The following is an 18,154-nucleotide window of genomic DNA, read 5'->3' on the forward strand; positions in this document are numbered from 1 at the left end:
TGCCGCGCGACCTTAAGCATGGGCGCGCCGCGATAAGCCTTAATTGAAAGTTGAGTGAATCTTAAGGTCCGCATTGAACGAATGCGTGACTTGACCGTGCCTTTTCCTGGATGCATGCGCTTTTGTGCGCGTGTTGAAGTGTTGAATTGCGTCCGCGCAACGTCTGTATGCGTTTGGACTGCTAAATGAATCGATCAAAAGAACGCCGCGCGCGAACCTGTGCGAAGGCGCCGTGTAGCCATACAACGAAGCCGTAGAAGTCGACGACCTCAACGACGATCTTAAGCGGCGCCATTGCCGAGTTCATTCAAGGAGAAGTCATGGTTCAGTTCAGCGCGACCCCTGGCAGTGCTGCAATACCCCCTTACGAAGATTCGGACCGCGATCCAGATTATCCGGCTGGCTATAGCGATCGTCTTTATAACGACGACCTCGCGCCGCTCAAGCACCAGACCTGGGGCGCATACAACATCTTCGCTTTCTGGATGTCGGACGTGCACAGCGTAGGCGGTTATGTTTTCGCAGGAAGTCTGTTCGCGTTGGGCCTGACGAGCTGGCAAGTGCTGGTTTCGTTGCTGGTTGGAATCGGTATCGTCAATGTACTTTGCAACTTGATCGCCAAGCCGAGTCAACAGGCCGGTGTGCCTTATCCGGTTGCCTGCCGCGCGACCTTCGGCGTGCTGGGCGCGAACCTTCCCGCCGTGATTCGCGGGCTGATCGCGGTCGCGTGGTATGGCATCCAGACGTTCCTTGCTTCCAGCGCGCTCGTGATCGTGTTGCTGAAATTCATGCCGCAATGGATGCCTTACGCCGATGTCCACAATCACGGCTTTGCGGGCTTGTCCGCGTTGGGCTGGGCCGGGTTCATGCTGCTGTGGGTCCTGCAAGCCGTCGTGTTCTGGCGCGGCATGGAGATGATCAAGAAGTTCATCGACTTCGCGGGGCCGGCGGTGTACATCGTGATGTTCATTCTTGCCGGTTACATGGTGTGGCGTGCGGGTTGGCGCAATATCGGATTGAACCTGGGCGGGGTCAAGTATCACGGCATGGAAGTGGTGCCGGTCATGATTACGGCGATCTCGTTGGTCGTGTCCTACTTCTCCGGACCGATGCTCAATTTCGGCGACTTCTCGCGATACTGCAAAAGCTATAAGAGCGTGAAGCGCGGCAACTTCTGGGGATTGCCGGTCAACTTTCTCGCGTTCTCGCTTGTCACCGTCGTGACGACCGCCGCGACCTTGCCGGTGTTCGGTCAACTGATCACGGACCCCGTTGAAACCGTTGGGCGGATCGATCAACCGACGGCCGTCATCCTGGGCGCCTTGACCTTTACGATCGCAACCATCGGTATCAACATCGTCGCAAACTTTGTTTCGCCGGCTTTCGATTTTTCGAATGTTGCACCACGTCTGATCAGCTGGCGGATGGGCGGAATGATGGCGGCGGTGGCGTCGATTTTCATCACGCCGTGGAACCTCTTCAACAACCCCGCCGTGATCCATTACACGCTCGATGTACTGGGCAGTTTTATCGGACCGTTGTATGGCGTGCTGATCGTGGACTTCTACTTGATGAAGCGCGGCAAGTTCGACGTGGAAGAGTTGTACACGACCTCTGAAACAGGACGTTACTGGTACACCAATGGCGTGAACTGGCGCGCGGTATCGGCCTTGTTGCCCGCTGCTGCGATTGCGGTCGCATGCGTGATGATCCCGGCGTTGCAGGATTCGGCGAACTTCTCGTGGTTCATTGGCGCGGGATTGGGCGCCTTGTTTTACTGGATCATCGCGGACAAGAAATCAGTGTCGAATTTTTCCTGAAAAAAAATTCATGCCACGCATGGTGTAGCGTGGCATGAACGTGATTTCACTGGTGCTTTCCGTACGCTCAAGGAAGAAGGTATAAATGCGCATCAAACTGATCAATCCAAATACGACCGAACGCATGACACGCGCAATGGATCGCTGCGCTAGAGAGGTGGCATCTGATGGGACGGAAGTCATCTCGGTCAGCGCGTCGATGGGACCACCGTCCATTGAGGGCTATTACGATGAAGCGCTTGCAACGCTGGCCTTGCTGCAGGAAATAGAAAAGGGCGAGAAAGAAGGCCTGGATGGTTATGTCATTGCGTGCTTTGGCGACCCCGGCCTTTACGCGGCGCGCGAACTCGCAAGCGGTCCTGTCATAGGGATAGCCGAAGCGGCAATGCATGCAGCAAGCGTGATTGCGCCGAGCTTTTCTGTTGTAACAACGCTCAGGCGCACATGCACGATGTCGTGGCATCTGGCCGAGCGATACGGTATGAAGCGCTTTTGCAAGAACGTGCGCGCAACCGATGTCGCCGTGCTCGATCTCGACATTCCCGGTTCCGAAGCGCGCGCAATCATCATCGATGAATGTCGCAAGGCGTTAGCGGAAGATGGCGCGGAATCCATCGTCCTGGGGTGCGCCGGCATGGCGGAGTTCTGTCGCGAGATTGAAGATGCAATTGGCGCGCCGGTAATCGAGGGCGTGACGACTGCGGTCAAATGGGCGGAGGCGTTAATTTCGCTAAGGCTTAAAACTGCCAAGCGCGGCGATTATGCGCGCCCCTTGGCTAAACAATACGACGGCGCCCTCGCGGCTTATAGTCCTGAATGAGTCAAATGACCCTGGTGGCGTGCGCAGAACATACCTGTCACCTGACCCGCAATATCTGCGTATGAATATGGGCGCGGCGATGCGTTTTCGCTAAACTGGACTATCGTCGCGCAGGGTCCAATGCAGGGTCCTTAGGCACCGTGCGCGGCCCCATCGACTTTCACGCACTGATCCAGCCATGTCGAACCAATCGAATTATCCACGCGACCTGATCGGCTATGGCCGGCATCCCGTGCAGCCGAACTGGCCCGGGAACGCGCGCATCGCCGTGCAATTCGTGCTGAATTACGAAGAGGGCGGAGAGAACTGTGTTCTGCACGGCGATCCGGCATCCGAGCAATTTTTGTCGGAGATCGTGGGCGCGGCTGCTTACCCGTCGCGTCACATGAGCATGGAATCCATCTATGAATACGGGTCGCGGGCGGGCGTGTGGCGCATTCTTCGCGAGTTCGAAAAGCGTGATTTGCCGCTGACCGTGTTTGGCGTTGGCATGGCGATTGAACGTCATCCGGATCTTGGACGTGCATTCGTCGAGCTGGGGCATGAAATTGCGTGCCATGGATATCGATGGATCCACTATCAGGATATGTCGCCCGAGAAGGAAGCGGAGCATATGCGTCTTGGCATGGAAGCCATCGAGCGCGTAACCGGCGTGAGGCCGCTTGGCTGGTACACGGGACGTGACAGTCCCAATACGCACAGACTGGTAGCGGAGCACGGCGGCTTTCTCTACGACTCGGATTATTACGGCGACGACCTGCCGTTCTGGATGGACGTCGAAGTAAGCGGCGGCGCAAAAACGCCGCAACTGATCGTTCCCTATACGCTCGATACCAACGACATGCGCTTCGCCACGCCGCAGGGTTTCAACACGGCGGAACAATTCTTCGTGTATCTGCGCGATGCATTCGACGTGCTTTACGAAGAAGGCAGCGAGGCGCCGAAGATGCTGTCCATCGGCATGCATTGCAGATTGCTCGGGCGTCCCGGGCGCTTTCGCGCGCTGCAGAGGTTCCTTGACCACATCGAACAATATGACCGCGTGTGGGTCACGCGCCGCGTGGACATTGCGCGCCACTGGCGCGAACATCACCCGTATGAAGGTACGGCAGGAGCGAGCGCGTGATGACGACTACACGAATGACACTAGAACAGCTTAACGCCGTGAACGCGGACGATTTCGTTGGCGCGCTGTCCGGCATCTTCGAACACTCGCGCTGGGTCGCGGAAGAGGCGGTGGCGAAGAGACCCTTTGCGAGCGTCGATGCGCTTTATAAAACCATGGCATCCATAGTCGATAACGCCGGCGACGCGCGCCAGCTTGCGTTGATCAACGCTCACCCCGAGCTTGCGGGCAAGGCTGCGGTGCGTGGCGAACTCACGCACGAGTCCACGCGTGAGCAAAGCGGTGCGGGCCTCGATCTGTGCACGCAGGAAGAGTTCGACACCTTGCAGGCGCTCAACTCAGGCTATCGTGAGAAGTTCGGTTTTCCTTTTATCTTGGCCGTGCGCGGGTTTGATCGTCACGGCATCATCGCGAACTTCCAGGCGCGGCTTAATAACAGCCGCGAGGTCGAGTTGCGCGAAAGTCTGCAGCAAATCTACCGGATAGCGCGCTTCAGGCTCGACGATCTGATCGTCGCCTGATGTCCGCGCGCCGCCTTCAACTCATACAAGGAACCTCATGTCCATTCCGACACTCGATCCCAACGCTCCCGAATTCACGCGCCGTTATGTGAACCTCGCGGACCCGCGGCTTGGCGCGCAGGCGCTCGAAGCCAGCGACGATTTTTTTGCGCCCAAGGAGCGCATGTTGAATCCGGAGCCGGCTGTCTTCATCGTGGGCAAATTCGACGATAACGGCAAGTGGATGGACGGTTGGGAAACGCGCCGCAAGCGCGTGAGTGGTTACGACTGGTGTGTGGTGAAACTGGCGCGGCCGGGCGTGATCAAGGGGTTCGATATCGACACGAGCCACTTCACCGGCAACTTCCCGCCGGCGGCGTCCATTGAAGGCGCGCATGTAGCCGATGGCGCGCCGAATCAATCGACGAAGTGGACCGAGGTCGTGCCGTCCATGACCTTGCAGGGCAACACGCATCACTACGTGGATGTCGCGAATGAACAACCGTTCACGCATTTGCGCGTGAACATCTATCCCGATGGCGGTATTGCCCGATTGCGCGTCTATGGTCAGCCGCAGCTCGACTGGAGCAGTGCGAGTCGCAGCGAATTGTTCGATCTCGCTGCCATGGAAAATGGCGCGTATCTGGTTGGCACGAACAATCAGCATTTCGGCTTGGCGTCGACCTTGCTGATGCCGGGCCGCGGCGTGAACATGGGCGATGGCTGGGAAACGCGGCGTCGTCGTGAGCCGGGCAACGACTGGTGCATCGTCGCGTTGGCGCAGCCGGGCGTGATCAAGAAAATCGAAGTCGATACCGCGCATTTCAAGGGAAATTATCCTGACCGGTGTTCGCTGCAGGCCGCGTATGTGACGGGTGGAACCGACAGTTCGCTCGTTACGCAGGCTATGTTCTGGCCGGTATTGCTTGGCGAGCAGAAGCTGCAGATGGACAAGCAGCACGGGTTTGAATCGGAGATTGCTGCACTGGGCCCTGTCACGCACGTGCGGTTCAACATTTATCCGGATGGTGGCGTATCGCGGTTGCGCTTGTTCGGCACGCTGGCGTGAAGTTCATGATGAAGCAGGTCCTGCGATGAAAAAGTTGGCAGTTGAACCGTTGACCAAGGCAGCCTTCGAGCCGTTCGGCGATGTCATCGAGCTCGAGGGCGCGAAGCAGATCCCGATCAACCTCGGGACGACGATGCGCTTCCATGATCTGGCTCGTATCGACGTGGAAGACGAAGGTGGACGGACGCTGGTGAACCTGTTCCGCGGGCAGCCGCGGGTGCTGCCGTTCGAGGTATCGATGCTTGAGCGGCATCCTTTGGGAAGTCAGGCGTTTGTGCCGCTCAACGATCGCCCGTACCTGGTTGTGGTGGCGCCGGCTGGCGAGTTGAAACCTTCTGCTATTCGCGCGTTTGTGACGCGCGGGTGGCAGGGCGTGAATTACGCGAAGGGAGTCTGGCATCACCCGTTGATTGCACTTGATGAAGTGAGTGACTTCATCGTGGTTGATCGTGGCGGTGATGGGGTCAACCTCAATGAGCAGCAACTGGAAGAATCGCTCTGGTTGATGGACGAGGACTTCGGTCGTACCTGACTAGAGTATTTGCGTGAACGAACAGCAGCGAGCCGGTTCAACCCGTGCCGCTGCTTTTTGCTTTACTGGATTTGTTTGAAGGTGTTTCAGAGGCTCAGCTAACTAAGCGAACATTTGATCAAGCCATAGATCGCAAACGAAGGATTCGGTCATACCAAGCCCTATGTGCATTGGAACTAGCCCGAGACCACTGGTGGCGAAGCGTGTGGATGTAAGAGTTCGGAGGGGGAGGGGTTCAAGTGTCGGTGGTTATGGCGTCTAGCGTTCTTCTGAAGTACCAAACAGATTGGAACTGCATGCTCGGGACACTTATGAGCCATCGGTTGAGAGGCGTTTTCTTTGCTTCGTTTCTTTTTCGCCGTTGGAAAAAGAAACGAAGTCCCGCCACGGACAGTGGCTAATAGTGTTCAAGAAATCAGCCAAGACAAACCGCGCGAGAACCTGGACAGCAGCAACCCGGCATAACCGAGCACCGAGCTACTGCCATCAACCGTCCAGGCCCCGCGCAACAAACCAAACCAGTGCGAACGAAAGTTACTTCAAAGCGCCGCCTTGAAACCACGCAGCGATCTTGGCCCGTTCGGCATCGGTCATCTGCGTGACGTTCCCAAGCGGCATTGCTTTGAGCACCACAGCCTGCTGATAGACCCGTTGCGCGTTCATCGAAATAGCATCCGGCGTATCAAGCAAAACCCCTGCGGGCGCGGCGCCCATCATCGTAGGATGTGCAGCATGACAGGTCGCGCAACGCTGCTGCAGGATCGGCTCAATATCGGCAACCCGCACAACCGGCGCACCCGCCACTGGCGCAACAGTCGGCACAGCCTTCGGCATGGTCCACGCAAACGCACCGAACATCAGCAACACGCCAATCACAGGCAAATACCACAACACCTGCCCACGATGCCGCATCACAAAGAACTGCCGAATCAGCGCACCGGCCAGCATGATGATCAGCAACACGGCCCAGTTATACGGATGCGTGTAAGTCATCGCGTAGTGATTCGACAGCATCACGAACACCACCGGCAACGTGAAATAAGTGTTGTGCACCGAACGCTGCTTGCCGCGCTTGCCATAAATGGCATTGGGCACCTGGCCCTTGAGCATGGCATCGACCATCTTGCGCTGGCCGGGGATGATCACGAAAAACACGTTCGCCGACATGATCGTGGCAAGCGTCGCGCCGGTAATCAGATAAGCGGCGCGTCCAGCGAACACATGACATGCCAACCACGCCGCGATGATCACGTAAGCGCCAACACAGATGCCCAGCAACCGGTCGCGATTCCCGAGCAGGCGGCACAGCGAGTCATAAACGATCCAGCCCGCAAGCAGGAAACCCAGCGCTGACGAAACGGCAACGACCGGCCCCATGTCGAGCACGTTTTTATCGATGAGATACGTGCTCGGCGAGAACAGATACAACACCATGAAGAGCCCGAAGCCGGACATCCACGTGGTGTACGAAGGCCACTTCGACCAGTGCAAATCCTCGGGCATGTTCTCCGGCGCGACGGTGTATTTCTGCATGTTGTAAAACCCGCCGCCATGCACGTGCCACAACTCGCCGAATACGCCGCGCTTCGTCGCGGCAGGGTCCTTCGCCGGTTTCAGGCTGTTATCGAGCGCCACGAAATAGAAGGACTCGCCAATCCACGCAATCGCCACAATGACATGCAGCCAGCGCAACGCGAGATTAAGCCAGTCAACAATAAAACCTTGCATGAAACGTCTCCACCACGAATTCTTTAATCAAGCCTCAAAGGCCAGCTCTTGAGCAAAACTCCGATCAACCTCAGCTTCCGCGATACGTGCTGTAAGCCCATGGCGATACAAGCAGCGGCACGTGATAGTGCGAGGTGGCATCGGCCACACCGAAACGCAGCACCACGCGATCCACGAATCGTGGCTCGGGCAGCGTTACGCCACTGGCAGCGAAATAATCGCCTGCGTGGAACACGAGCTCGTATTCGCCTGTGACGAATGCACCGTCCTGAAGCAACGGAGCGTCGCAACGCCCGTCGGAGTTGGTTTGGGTGGTGAGAAGTGAACGCCGGGTTTCACCGGCAAGAACGAAGAGTTCGACTTTGATGCCGGCGCCGGGACGGCCGTGCGCGGTATCGAGTACGTGGGTTGTTAGCTTGCCCATTCGCGTTGTCCTTGTAGTGTGCGAGGAGCGGCTGCGCATCGAACCGTCTGGAACAGACTTCAGCGGCGGATCGAGGCTCCACAATCGTGGCTACATACCCGTCGGCGTGAGTGGATGCGCGCCGTGTTCAGCATTGTAAAAAGTTGCCGTGATCATAACGCCCGCGATAAGCAAGATAATCCGCAGCACATGAGCGAAAACCCTGCATTGCGGGCGAGAACGGCCATGCGTTCCAACCCTTTTTCATCGCTTCCCGCCGATGCTACCTGCGCCAAAATTCACCATCATATTGAGTCTGTGAAGACAACTATGGCGGCGTTCGCATTGTCAGGGGCTTTTTGGCTTGTGACAGTGAGGCCTTGCACAGCGCGGCTGGCTGGCATCCCGAAGACGGCGATCGACGCTGGGTAACCGGGTGAATACGCGAAGTCGAGTGTTATCTTCGCGCCCTCGGAAAACAGTGAAGCAGCGGAGATCAATATGCAACAGAAGCAAAAAACCTTGCTGGTAAAGAATGCGCAGGTGCTCGTGACCATGGACGACGCACGGCGTGAGATTCGCGACGGCGGATTGTTTATCGAAGGCAACCGGATCGTGGCCGTTGGGCCGACGAGCGAGTTGCCGCAGGACGCAGACGAAGTGCTGGACATGGCGGGCCATCTGGTGATTCCGGGTCTCGTCAACACGCATCACCATATGTACCAGAGCCTGACGCGGGCCGTGCCGGCAGCGCAGAACGCCGAGTTGTTCGGCTGGCTCACGAGCCTCTACAAAATCTGGGCGAACCTGACGCCGGAAATGATCGAGGTGTCGACGCTCACCGCCATGGCCGAGTTGCTGCTCTCGGGCTGCACGACGTCGAGCGATCACCTCTACATTTATCCGAACGGCGCGCGGCTCGATGACAGCATTGCGTCGGCGCAGCAGATCGGCATGCGGTTTCATGCGGCGCGCGGCAGCATGAGCGTCGGGCAAAAAGACGGCGGATTGCCGCCGGATTCGGTGGTCGAGAAAGAAGACGCGATCCTGAAAGACACGCAGCGCCTGATCGAGACATATAACGACACAGGCCGTTACGCGATGCTGCGCGTCGTCGTGGCGCCATGCTCGCCGTTTTCAGTGAGCCGCGAGTTGATGCGCGATTCGGCTGTACTGGCGCGGGAGTATGGGGTATCGATGCACACGCATCTCGCCGAGAACGTGAATGACGTCACGTACAGCCGCGAGAAGTTCGGCATGTCGCCGGCCGAATACGCCGAGGATCTGGGCTGGGTCGGACCGGATGTGTGGCACGCGCATTGTGTGCAACTCGACCGCGCGGGTATCGAATTGTTTGGACGCACCGGGACGGGCGTGGCGCACTGTCCGTGTTCGAACATGCGGCTGGCATCGGGCATTGCGCCCATTCGTGCGATGCGTGATGCGGGCGTGAGCGTGGGCATCGGCGTGGATGGATCGGCATCGAATGATGGCGCACAGATGGTGGCCGAAGTGCGGCAAGCCATGTTATTGCAGCGCGTGGGGTTTGGTCCCGACGCCATGGGCGCGCGCGAAGCCCTGGAGATCGCCACGCTTGGCGGCGCAAAAGTACTGGGCCGCGACGATATCGGCGCGTTGGCGCCGGGCATGGCCGCGGATTTCGTGTCGTTCGATCTAAGCCATCACGCTTTCGCCGGCGCGCTGCACGATCCCGTCGCGGCGCTGGTTTTCTGCGCGCCGTCGCAGGTGGCGACGAGTGTCATCGATGGAAAGGTGGTCGTGCGTCACGGTCAGTTGACGACCGTCGATCTGGGTCCGATCGTCGAGCGTCATAACCGGCTGGCGGGAAAGCTGATGGAAATGGCCCGCTAGGGCCTCGGGCAAGGATCAGGGAACATCGATCAGCGAGCGCGTGGCATCGGCGACCAGGTGACGCAGCCACCGTACTTCGTCGGAGTAATGGCAGCGCTCGTGCCACAACTGGTAATACTGCATTGGCGGGAAATCGAGCGGGGCGGGCACCACGGTCAGCGGCAGGAACTTCGCGTAGTGATCCGCAAAAAGGCGGGTGGTCGTGAACACGAGGTCCGACTTGATCAGCACGTACGGCGCGAGATTGAAGTAGGGCAGGGTGACGACCACATGGCGCTTGAGGCGCTCGCGTGCCAGATGGACATCGATCGCACCGCGCTGGCCCACGGAATAAGGCGTGGGCGCGAGATGCGGCGCGTTGAGGTACTGGTCGAGTGTGAGCGCGCCGCGACGCGCAAACGGATGATTGGAGCTGACAAGGCACACGATCTTGTCGACAAAAAGATTCGAGAGATGCAGTTGTTCTGGCGGCTCGGGCCAGTTGCCCACAACGATGTCGAGCTTGCCTTCTTCCAGCGCGAGTTCGTAGTCGAAAGCGGGACCGAGCGAATGAAATTCGAGCGTGGCGTTGGGCGCAGCAATGCGAAAGCGCTCGACCACGGTGGGCACGAACAACACGTTCAGGTAATCAGGACAGCCAATCCGATAACACCGCACCGAAGTCGACGGTTCGAAATTATGTTGCTGGACCTTGATGCGTTCGATCTCGCGCAGTGCGTTTTGCGTGGGTTCGAGCAGGCGCAGACCGTATTCGGTCGGGACCATGCCTGCTTTGCCGCGCACGAGCAGCGGATCTCCGGTGATATCGCGCAGACGCCGGAGCGCCGCGCTGATGGCGGGTTGCGACTGATTCAACTTCACGGCCGCGCGTGTGACGCTGCGTTCCATGAGAAGGGTGTGCAGGACGCGTAACAAGTAAGTATCGATTGCTTCGCGTTGCTGACTCATGTTCTCTCCAATATACGGTCTAGCTGATAGACCAAGGTGCGGGACATATTGTTTTTAATATGACACATTCATGGCGTCAAGACAGACATACCCGAAAGCAAGTTCGTTGCAAGCTTTGCAACAGCCGTTTGTTGCTTGGAAGTGACTTCAACGTGGCGTTATCACGCGCACTATTTTGAGCAATCGACGCCCCGCACCATTTTGGGTATCTTTTCCTCGCAGACTGCTTGTTTCCGTTGCTGCCTGACCGGTTACCCCGGTTTTGCGCAATTTCCGCACTTTCTGAGTCCATATGGGCGACGCTATTTCCTCTTTCATTCAGCCGGGCGGTGCGCGTGTTCCGCGCCTCGCGCTACGCGGCATCAGCAAGCAATATCCCGCCGTCAAGGCGAACGACGACGTCACGCTCGTCGTCGAACCCGGTGAAATCCACGCCGTGCTCGGCGAGAACGGCGCCGGTAAATCGACGTTGATGAAAATCATCTACGGCGCCGTGCGGCCAGACGAAGGCGAGATTCAGTGGAACGGCGAGACGGTCGAGATCGGCAGTCCGGCTGCGGCGCGAAAGCTGGGCATCGGCATGGTGTTCCAGCACTTTTCGCTCTTCGATACGCTGACCGTCGGCGAGAACATTGCGCTCGCGCTCGACGATAAATTCGATCTCAAGACCTTGAGCAAACGCATCCGCGAGGTGTCGGCGGACTACGGACTCGATGTCGATCCGCAGCGCCACGTGCATAGCCTGGCGGTAGGCGAGCGGCAGCGCGTCGAGATCGTCCGGTGCCTGTTGCAGAACCCGCGGCTCTTGATCATGGACGAACCGACGTCCGTGTTGACGCCGCAAGCGGTGAAGAAGCTCTTTACGGTGCTCAGAAGACTTGCGTCCGAAGGCTGCAGCATTCTCTACATCAGTCACAAGCTCGATGAAATCCAGGCGCTGTGCCAGACCGCGACGGTGATGCGCGGCGGCCGTGTGACGGGCAGTGTCGATCCAAGAAAGGAAACGCACGCATCGCTCGCGCAATTGATGGTCGGCCACTCGCTGCCGGACTACACGCGGCGCGAACACACGCCGGGCGAGGTGAAACTGGCGGTAAAGAATTTGTCGGTCACGAGTGCCGATCCGTTCGGCACGTCGCTCAAGGACGTTTCGTTCTCCGTGCATGCAGGAGAAATTTTCGGCATCGCTGGGGTGTCGGGGAATGGACAAGCCGAGTTGCTTGCCGCGCTTTCGGGCGAAATCCGCGATAAACACATCGCGCCCGATGCGATCACTATCGTGGGCCAGCCAGCCGCGCGCTACAGCGCCGGTGGCCGGCGTGCGCTCGGCTTCGCCTTCGTGCCCGAAGAGCGGCTTGGACGCGGCGCGGTGCCGGCCATGTCACTCGCGGAAAACGCGCTGTTGACCGGGCATCGCGAACATATGGTGCGGGGCGGCTGGATCAGCACGAAGTCCATGCGCGCGTTCGCCGACCGTTGCATCAGCGCCTTCGATGTCCGCTGCGGCGGCAACGGCGCGCTCGCGCAAAGCCTGTCCGGCGGCAACTTGCAGAAGTTCATCGTGGGCCGCGAGATCCTGCAGGAGCCGAAGGTGCTTGTCGTCGCGCAACCGACATGGGGCGTCGATGTCGGCGCAGCCGGCTTCATCAGGCAGCAATTGCTCGATCTGGCCGCGCGCGGCGTGGCGATCCTGGTGATATCGGAGGAACTGGAAGAGCTCTTCGATATCTGCGACCGCCTCGCCGTCCTTGCCCGCGGCAAACTTTCTCCGGTTCGCGAAACCGGCCTCACAAACGCGGAAGAAATCGGCCTCTTCATGGCGGGTCTCTTCGATGGCAACCGCGCCGAACCCGCCGCCCTCGACACCACGGCATCGACATCATGAATTTTCCGTACCGACTCGAAGCGCGGCCTACGCCGTCGCGCGCCATGCAACTCGCGGTGCCGGTGGTTGCTGCCGTGCTGACGCTGATCATCGGCTTCCTGATTTTTACGCTAGTTGGACAAGACCCCTTGCGCGCGATGCACGGGTTTTTCATCGAACCGTTGTCGAACGTGAATGGCTGGTCCGAGCTTGTCCTGAAAGCGTCGCCCTTGTGTCTGATCGCGCTCGGGCTTGCTGTTGGCTACAGGGCGAACGTCTGGAACATCGGCGCGGAAGGGCAGATGCTGCTCGGCGGGATCGTCGCGGGCGGCATCGCGATTCATCTCCCCGATGCAACCGGCTGGTGGATCCTCCCGCTGATGATGATTGGCGGGGTGATCGGCGGCATGGTCTGGGCGGCGATCCCCGCGTTGCTCAAGAGCCGTTTCAACACCAACGAAATCCTGACGAGCCTGATGCTCACGTACGTTGCGACGCAATTGCTGATCTATCTGGTGAGCGGTCCGTGGCGAGATCCGGAAGGCATGAATTTCCCCATCTCGGCCATGTTCAGCGATGCCGCCCAATTCCCGCGTCTCTACAGCGACTGGGGCTGGGCGTGGCTGAAGGGAACGCGGATCAACGCATCGGTGTTCCTGACGGTGATTGCGATTCCGCTCGTATGGTTGTTCATGAGGAAAAGCTTCGCAGGATACCGGATGAACGTGGGCGGTCTCGCGCCGCTCGCCGCCCGATACGCCGGTTTCTCCGATAAAAAAGCCATCTGGACTTCACTGCTGCTGAGCGGTGGTCTCGCCGGTCTGGCCGGCATGGGCGAAGTCGCCGGGCCGATCGGCCAGTTGCAGGCCGGGTGGTCACCGGGGTACGGCTTTACGGCGATCATCGTGGTGTTTGTCGGGCGCTTGCATCCTGTCGGGATCGTGCTGGCAAGTCTTCTTATGGCGCTGCTGTATCTCGGTGGCGAAGCGGTGCAGACGTCGCTGCAATTGCCGCAAGCGCTCGCCGGCGTGTTCCAGGGCTTGCTGCTGTTTTGCCTCTTGGGCGCGGATTTGTTCGTCAACTATCGCGTGCGCCGCCGGGTCGTCGCGCACGCGCATTCATAAATAAGTCGATAAAAGCATATGGACATCAATCAAGCCAGTTCGCTTGCATCGAGCGCCGTTGTCGCGGCCATTCCGCTGATGTTCGCCGGCGCGGGCGAGCTTGTCGCGGAGAAGTCGGGCGTTTTGAATCTCGGCGTGGAAGGCATGATGCTGATGGGCGCCGTCACCGGATATGCCGTCACCGCGATCACCGGCAATCCGTGGCTCGGGATCATGGGCGCGATCGTCGCGGGCGTACTGATGTCGCTCGTGTTCGCGTTCCTCACCATCACCATGCTCGCTAATCAGGTCGCCACGGGTTTGTCGCTGACGATCTTCGGCATCGGGTTTTCGGCGTATATCGGCAAGCCTTATACGTCGGCGGCGGTGCGAGCTTCCATCGACGTATTGCCGATACCTGGTCTCGCTTCCATTCCCGTCATCGGACCGGCGTTTTTCATGCTGACGCCGCTCGGTTATCTCGCGTTCATCATGTTCGGCGTGATCGGCTGGTTTCTGTACAAGACGCGCGCCGGGCTCGTGCTGCGCTCGGTCGGCGAGTCGCCGTCGGTTGCGCACTCGGTCGGCTTCCCCGTGGTCGGCGTGCGTTACGCAGCGACGCTTTTCGGCGGCGGCATGGCGGGCATTGCCGGCGGTTATTATTCGATCGTCTACCTGCATTTGTGGCAGGAACAGTTGACCTCCGGGCGCGGCTGGATTGCGCTCGCGCTGGTCGTGTTCGCGACGTGGCGGCCGGGCAGGTTGCTGATCGGCGCGTTGCTGTTCGGCGCCGTGATGGCCCTGCAGTTCTATGCACAGGCGATCGGCGTGCCGATTCCGACACAGTTTCTCGCGATGCTGCCGTACCTTGCGACCATCGTCGTGCTGGTGCTGATCTCGCGCAATCCGAACACGATCAAGCTCAACGCTCCTGCCTCGCTCGGCAAGCCGTTTTTCGCGGCGAGCTAAGGGTGCTTGCCATCCCATTTTTGCACCACGATTTATAAACAACATCGACAGGAGAATCACGATGAAGAAAAGCTGGCTGAATACGTTGGGCGCGGCAGGCGCCGTGGGCACGATGCTCGCGCTCTCCGCCACGATGGTGACCGCCCCGGCGCAGGCCGCCGATGCACCCGGCATTGCGTTCGTCTACCTCTCCAATCCAGGCGATGCAGGCTGGACCTTTGCGCACGATGCCGGCACGAAGGAGATCGAAGCCAAATACGGCAACAAGATCAAGATCACGCGAGTGGAAAACGTCCCGGAATCGGCGGACTCCGAGCGCGTGTTTCGCGACCTGGCGGCGAAGGGCAACAAGGTGATCCTGGGTACGAGCTTTGGTTATCAGGATTTCGAACTGAAAGTGGCGCGCGATTATCCGGACATTACGTTCCTGACCGCGACGGGCTATAAGAAGGCCAAGAATTTCGGCGTCTACGACAACCGCATGTATCAGGGCGCATACCTCGCGGGTGTGGCTGCCGGTTACGTGACAAAGACGAACACGTTGGGCTTCGTTGCGTCGGTGCCGATTCCCGAGGTGATCCGCAACATCAACGCGTACACGCTGGGCGCGCGATCGGTGAACCCGAAGATCCACACGAAGGTCATCTGGATCAATAGCTGGTTCGACCCGGGCAAGGAAAAGCAGGCAGCCGAAACGCTGATTGGACAGGGTGCCGATGTCCTGTTGCAAAACACCGATTCGAACGCGACGCTCGCCACGGCCGCTGAGAAGAAGGTTTATGCATTTGGCTGGGATTCGAACATGAAGAAGTTCGGTCCGAGCGCGCATCTGGGGTCGGTGGTATCGCACTGGGGCGTGTACTACAACATGATGGTTGAGGAGCTTCTGGCGGGTAAGGTCAAGACCGATCCGGTGTGGCTGGGCATGCCGCAAAAGGCGGTCGATATTGAAGACATGAATACGGCCGTTGTCCCGGCGAAAGCGATGCAGGCGGTTCAGGCGAAGCGCGAAGAATTGCAAAGCGGCAAATGGGATGTCTTCATGGGACCTGTGAAGGATCAGGCCGGTGCGGTAAAGATCGAAGCCGGCAAGAACCTGAGCGATCCGGAACTGCAGCGAATCAACTGGTACGTTGAGGGCGTGGACGGTACGTTGCCGAAATAAGTCGCCGGTCGGTATGAACGTCATATGAAAAGGCCGCGCTCTGGTGTGAGCGCGGCCTTTGTTGTCTGCGTCGCGATTAATCTTAATCGTCGATTCGCAGTCCAACTTTAAGCGTGACTTGCCAGTAGGCGACCTTGCCGTTTTCGATCTGGCCGCGGGTCTCGGTGACCTGGAACCAGTGAAGGTTGCGAAGTGTCTTCGATGCTTTTTCGAGCGCAACGCGCACGGCGTCGTCGCTGGATTGGGTGGAGGAGCCTGTCAGCTCGATTTGTTTGTAGACGTGATCGGTCATGGATTCTCCCGGTTCTGTTGGCTGTCCGCTGCGCGGTCTCGAGTTGCTATCGAAGTGGGCAGCAAGTCTTGAGCCTAAAACAGCACCGACACAACGCCAAGATGCAGGGTTGTCGCTATCTACATTATTGCGCTCATGCTGATACGCGCAATACGGGTTTCCGATTTGACTGCCACAGGCACTGGTGGCGAAGCGTGTGGGTATCTGTTGACGGAGGGGGAGGGGTTCAAGTGTTCTTGATTGCGGCGTCGAGCGCTCTTCTGAAGTACCAAACAGTTGTCACTGCACGCTTGGGACACTTAAGAATTAGCGGTTGAGAGGCGTTTTCTTTGCTTCGTTTCTTTTTCGCCGTTGGAAAAAGAAATGAAGTGCCGCCACGCACAGTGGCCAATAGTGCGAAAAAGATCAGCCAGGAGGTAACGCGCGAAGACCTGAAAAGCAACAACCCGGCACAAACCCCGCCCCCCCCTACCTCAACCTCGAAGCCGCATCCCCCGCATCCTGCCTGCGGGCCCCACGTCTAACCCGCGAACTCGCGGTCGCACCAAACTCGCTCAAAATCTGCGTTCGGGCCCGGCTGGCAAAGACCAGAATTCCGAACCCATTAGCCTCATACCAATACCCGCCATTCTCGAGCCCATCGATCGGCTGTTCCAACGCATTGGTGATGCACTCAATACACCGCCGGTGCAATTCCTCCACTGCTGGATAGGGCGGTTGCGCACCCCGCACGCTGCAAAGAAGTACATCGAGCCCCGGCAGGACATGTGCATACAACACCGGTTCATCCTGGGCGCGAGCACGTGCGATCTTCGTATCGAGTTGGCCGAACGGCTTGAAATGCCTGAGCACGGCGAGGAAGGACTCATCGCCGTCGACCTTCGCGCGTCTACGCTTTTTCGGGAAGGACATAAAAATTCGCCTGAAAAAGAATTGCAAAAAACGCAGCGTCCTCATGCGGCCACTCCCGTCTGGCGGGCCGCTCGTTTGTCTGGACACGTCGATCTTTTATAGCACATCGAAGTGGCGGGTTCACGGCGATTCAGGGTAAGGGCGCAGCACCTGGGTCAATCGACCTGTCGTGCAGCGCCGCACGAATTCTGCCGAAAACCCTGCTGCGGCTCGCATGGCATTCATGTCTCAATAATAGACCTACGAAACCCCGCTGCGCCAAAAATCGCGAGGAAAATTCAAGCGAATGTCACGAACTGGCATCCCCGCAACAGTGCGGGCACTAAACAAAAAGCCCGCGGCAAGCATCGCGGGCTTTTATGTATCACGCCTGAATCAATCGTGGATGTGAGTGGCAGGTTCCACCTCAAACGCGCGGCGTACCCTTGAGCGAGTCGCGGATCTCGCGCAGCAGGAGCACGTCTTCAGGCGTTGCAGGCGCTGGCGCGGGCGCTTCATTCTTGCGCAGGCTGTTGATGAACTTGACCATCAGGAAAATGATGAACGCCAGGATGATGAAGTTGATCAGTACCGTAATGAACGACCCGTAGCCAAATACGGCGACGCCTGCAGTCTGCAAATCCTTGTACGAGCCGGGATTACCCTTGAACGACGGTGGAATCTCGCCCAGCTTGATGAACAAATTGGAGAAGTCCAGCCCGCCGGTCGCCAGTCCGACGACCGGCATGATCAGATCCTTCACGATCGAATTGACAATGGTCGAAAACGCGCCGCCGATAATCACACCGACCGCCAGATCCATTACGTTGCCTTTTAAGGCGAAGGCCTTGAATTCCTGAACCATGCTCATGCGTCGCTTCCTCCGTAAATAGTTCACAAGAATCGGCAGCAAAGGATGTGCCATTGAATCAAATCCATAAACGAATGGCCGAAACGCCGCGGAAGCTGGAGTCGTTCTGATCGGGCGACCATTCATTGAAACGGATAATGACAATGATATCGAATCGGTTGCAATTCCGTCCCCGGTTTTT

The 18,154-nt window shown here is 58.5% G+C and carries 16 protein-coding genes and 1 pseudogene; 11 read left to right on the forward strand and 6 right to left on the reverse strand.

Annotated features, from left to right (window positions below; all coding sequences use genetic code 11):
* The first annotated feature begins 320 nt into the window (after window positions 1-320).
* The 6 genes and pseudogenes from AX768_RS06010 (at window position 321) to AX768_RS06035 (ending at window position 5,867) form a co-directional block, all read left to right on the forward strand.
* Window positions 321-1,820 (forward strand): NCS1 family nucleobase:cation symporter-1, encoded by a 1,500-nt coding sequence (locus tag AX768_RS06010; protein WP_061999197.1) that lies wholly within the window; start codon window positions 321-323, stop codon window positions 1,818-1,820.
* A gap of 85 nt (window positions 1,821-1,905) precedes the next feature.
* Window positions 1,906-2,637: pseudogene (locus AX768_RS06015) on the forward strand (aspartate/glutamate racemase family protein); the annotation flags it as partial.
* A 181-nt stretch (window positions 2,638-2,818) separates the two neighbouring features.
* Complete coding sequence (gene puuE, locus AX768_RS06020) at window positions 2,819-3,766, forward strand: allantoinase PuuE (RefSeq protein ID WP_061999199.1); 948 nt, start codon at window positions 2,819-2,821, stop codon at window positions 3,764-3,766.
* Window positions 3,766-4,287, forward strand: coding sequence for a 2-oxo-4-hydroxy-4-carboxy-5-ureidoimidazoline decarboxylase (uraD, locus tag AX768_RS06025; RefSeq protein WP_061999200.1), 522 nt, complete (start codon window positions 3,766-3,768; stop codon window positions 4,285-4,287). Before puuE ends, uraD begins: the two co-directional genes overlap by 1 nt.
* A 37-nt stretch (window positions 4,288-4,324) precedes the next feature.
* On the forward strand, window positions 4,325-5,335 hold the full coding sequence (alc, locus tag AX768_RS06030) for an allantoicase (RefSeq protein ID WP_061999201.1): 1,011 nt from the start codon (window positions 4,325-4,327) through the stop codon (window positions 5,333-5,335).
* Window positions 5,336-5,360: 25 nt separating this feature from the next.
* Entirely contained in the window at window positions 5,361-5,867 is a 507-nt protein-coding gene (locus AX768_RS06035) for an ureidoglycolate lyase (protein WP_062000814.1), read from the forward strand.
* Window positions 5,868-6,401: 534 nt separating this feature from the next.
* Here AX768_RS06035 and AX768_RS06040 read toward each other — a convergent pair.
* Window positions 6,402-7,595: a urate hydroxylase PuuD gene (locus tag AX768_RS06040; RefSeq protein WP_061999202.1), complete on the reverse strand. Its 1,194-nt coding sequence runs from the start codon at window positions 7,593-7,595 to the stop codon at window positions 6,402-6,404.
* 70 nt (window positions 7,596-7,665) lie between these two features.
* Complete coding sequence (gene uraH, locus AX768_RS06045; protein ID WP_061999203.1) at window positions 7,666-8,019, reverse strand: hydroxyisourate hydrolase; 354 nt, start codon at window positions 8,017-8,019, stop codon at window positions 7,666-7,668.
* A 480-nt stretch (window positions 8,020-8,499) separates the two neighbouring features.
* Here uraH and AX768_RS06055 point away from each other — a divergent pair, with 480 nt between their 5' ends.
* Window positions 8,500-9,870, forward strand: coding sequence for an 8-oxoguanine deaminase (locus AX768_RS06055; RefSeq protein ID WP_061999205.1), 1,371 nt, complete (start codon window positions 8,500-8,502; stop codon window positions 9,868-9,870).
* Between the two features lie 15 nt (window positions 9,871-9,885).
* Here the strand turns inward: AX768_RS06055 and AX768_RS06060 are convergent, their stop codons facing one another.
* Window positions 9,886-10,818 (reverse strand): LysR substrate-binding domain-containing protein, encoded by a 933-nt coding sequence (locus AX768_RS06060; RefSeq protein WP_056352995.1) that lies wholly within the window; start codon window positions 10,816-10,818, stop codon window positions 9,886-9,888.
* A 292-nt stretch (window positions 10,819-11,110) separates the two neighbouring features.
* On the opposite strand from AX768_RS06060, the gene AX768_RS06065 reads away from it, so the two are divergent.
* The 4 genes from AX768_RS06065 to AX768_RS06080 all read left to right on the forward strand — a co-directional run bounded on the left by AX768_RS06065 (window position 11,111) and on the right by AX768_RS06080 (window position 15,919).
* Window positions 11,111-12,703: an ABC transporter ATP-binding protein gene (locus AX768_RS06065; protein ID WP_061999206.1), complete on the forward strand. Its 1,593-nt coding sequence runs from the start codon at window positions 11,111-11,113 to the stop codon at window positions 12,701-12,703.
* Window positions 12,700-13,806, forward strand: a complete 1,107-nt coding sequence (locus AX768_RS06070) for an ABC transporter permease (protein ID WP_061999207.1) — start codon at window positions 12,700-12,702, stop codon at window positions 13,804-13,806. Before AX768_RS06065 ends, AX768_RS06070 begins: the two co-directional genes overlap by 4 nt.
* 18 nt (window positions 13,807-13,824) lie before the next feature.
* A complete protein-coding gene (locus AX768_RS06075) occupies window positions 13,825-14,754 on the forward strand; it encodes an ABC transporter permease (protein ID WP_061999208.1) in 930 nt (309 codons plus the stop codon).
* Between the two features lie 61 nt (window positions 14,755-14,815).
* Window positions 14,816-15,919 (forward strand): BMP family ABC transporter substrate-binding protein, encoded by a 1,104-nt coding sequence (locus AX768_RS06080; protein WP_061999209.1) that lies wholly within the window; start codon window positions 14,816-14,818, stop codon window positions 15,917-15,919.
* An 82-nt stretch (window positions 15,920-16,001) separates the two neighbouring features.
* Here AX768_RS06080 and AX768_RS06085 read toward each other — a convergent pair whose 3' ends face one another.
* The 3 genes from AX768_RS06085 to mscL all read right to left on the reverse strand — a co-directional run bounded on the left by AX768_RS06085 (window position 16,002) and on the right by mscL (window position 17,973).
* Window positions 16,002-16,211, reverse strand: coding sequence for a dodecin (locus AX768_RS06085; RefSeq protein WP_056353004.1), 210 nt, complete (start codon window positions 16,209-16,211; stop codon window positions 16,002-16,004).
* Window positions 16,212-16,679: 468 nt separating this feature from the next.
* Entirely contained in the window at window positions 16,680-17,168 is a 489-nt protein-coding gene (locus AX768_RS06090; protein ID WP_061999210.1) for a hypothetical protein, read from the reverse strand.
* Window positions 17,169-17,529: 361 nt separating this feature from the next.
* Complete coding sequence (gene mscL / locus AX768_RS06095; protein ID WP_062000815.1) at window positions 17,530-17,973, reverse strand: large conductance mechanosensitive channel protein MscL; 444 nt, start codon at window positions 17,971-17,973, stop codon at window positions 17,530-17,532.
* Window positions 17,974-18,154: the final 181 nt, after the last annotated feature.

The organism is Burkholderia sp. PAMC 28687 (assembly GCF_001577465.1).
Classification (GTDB): domain Bacteria; phylum Pseudomonadota; class Gammaproteobacteria; order Burkholderiales; family Burkholderiaceae; genus Caballeronia.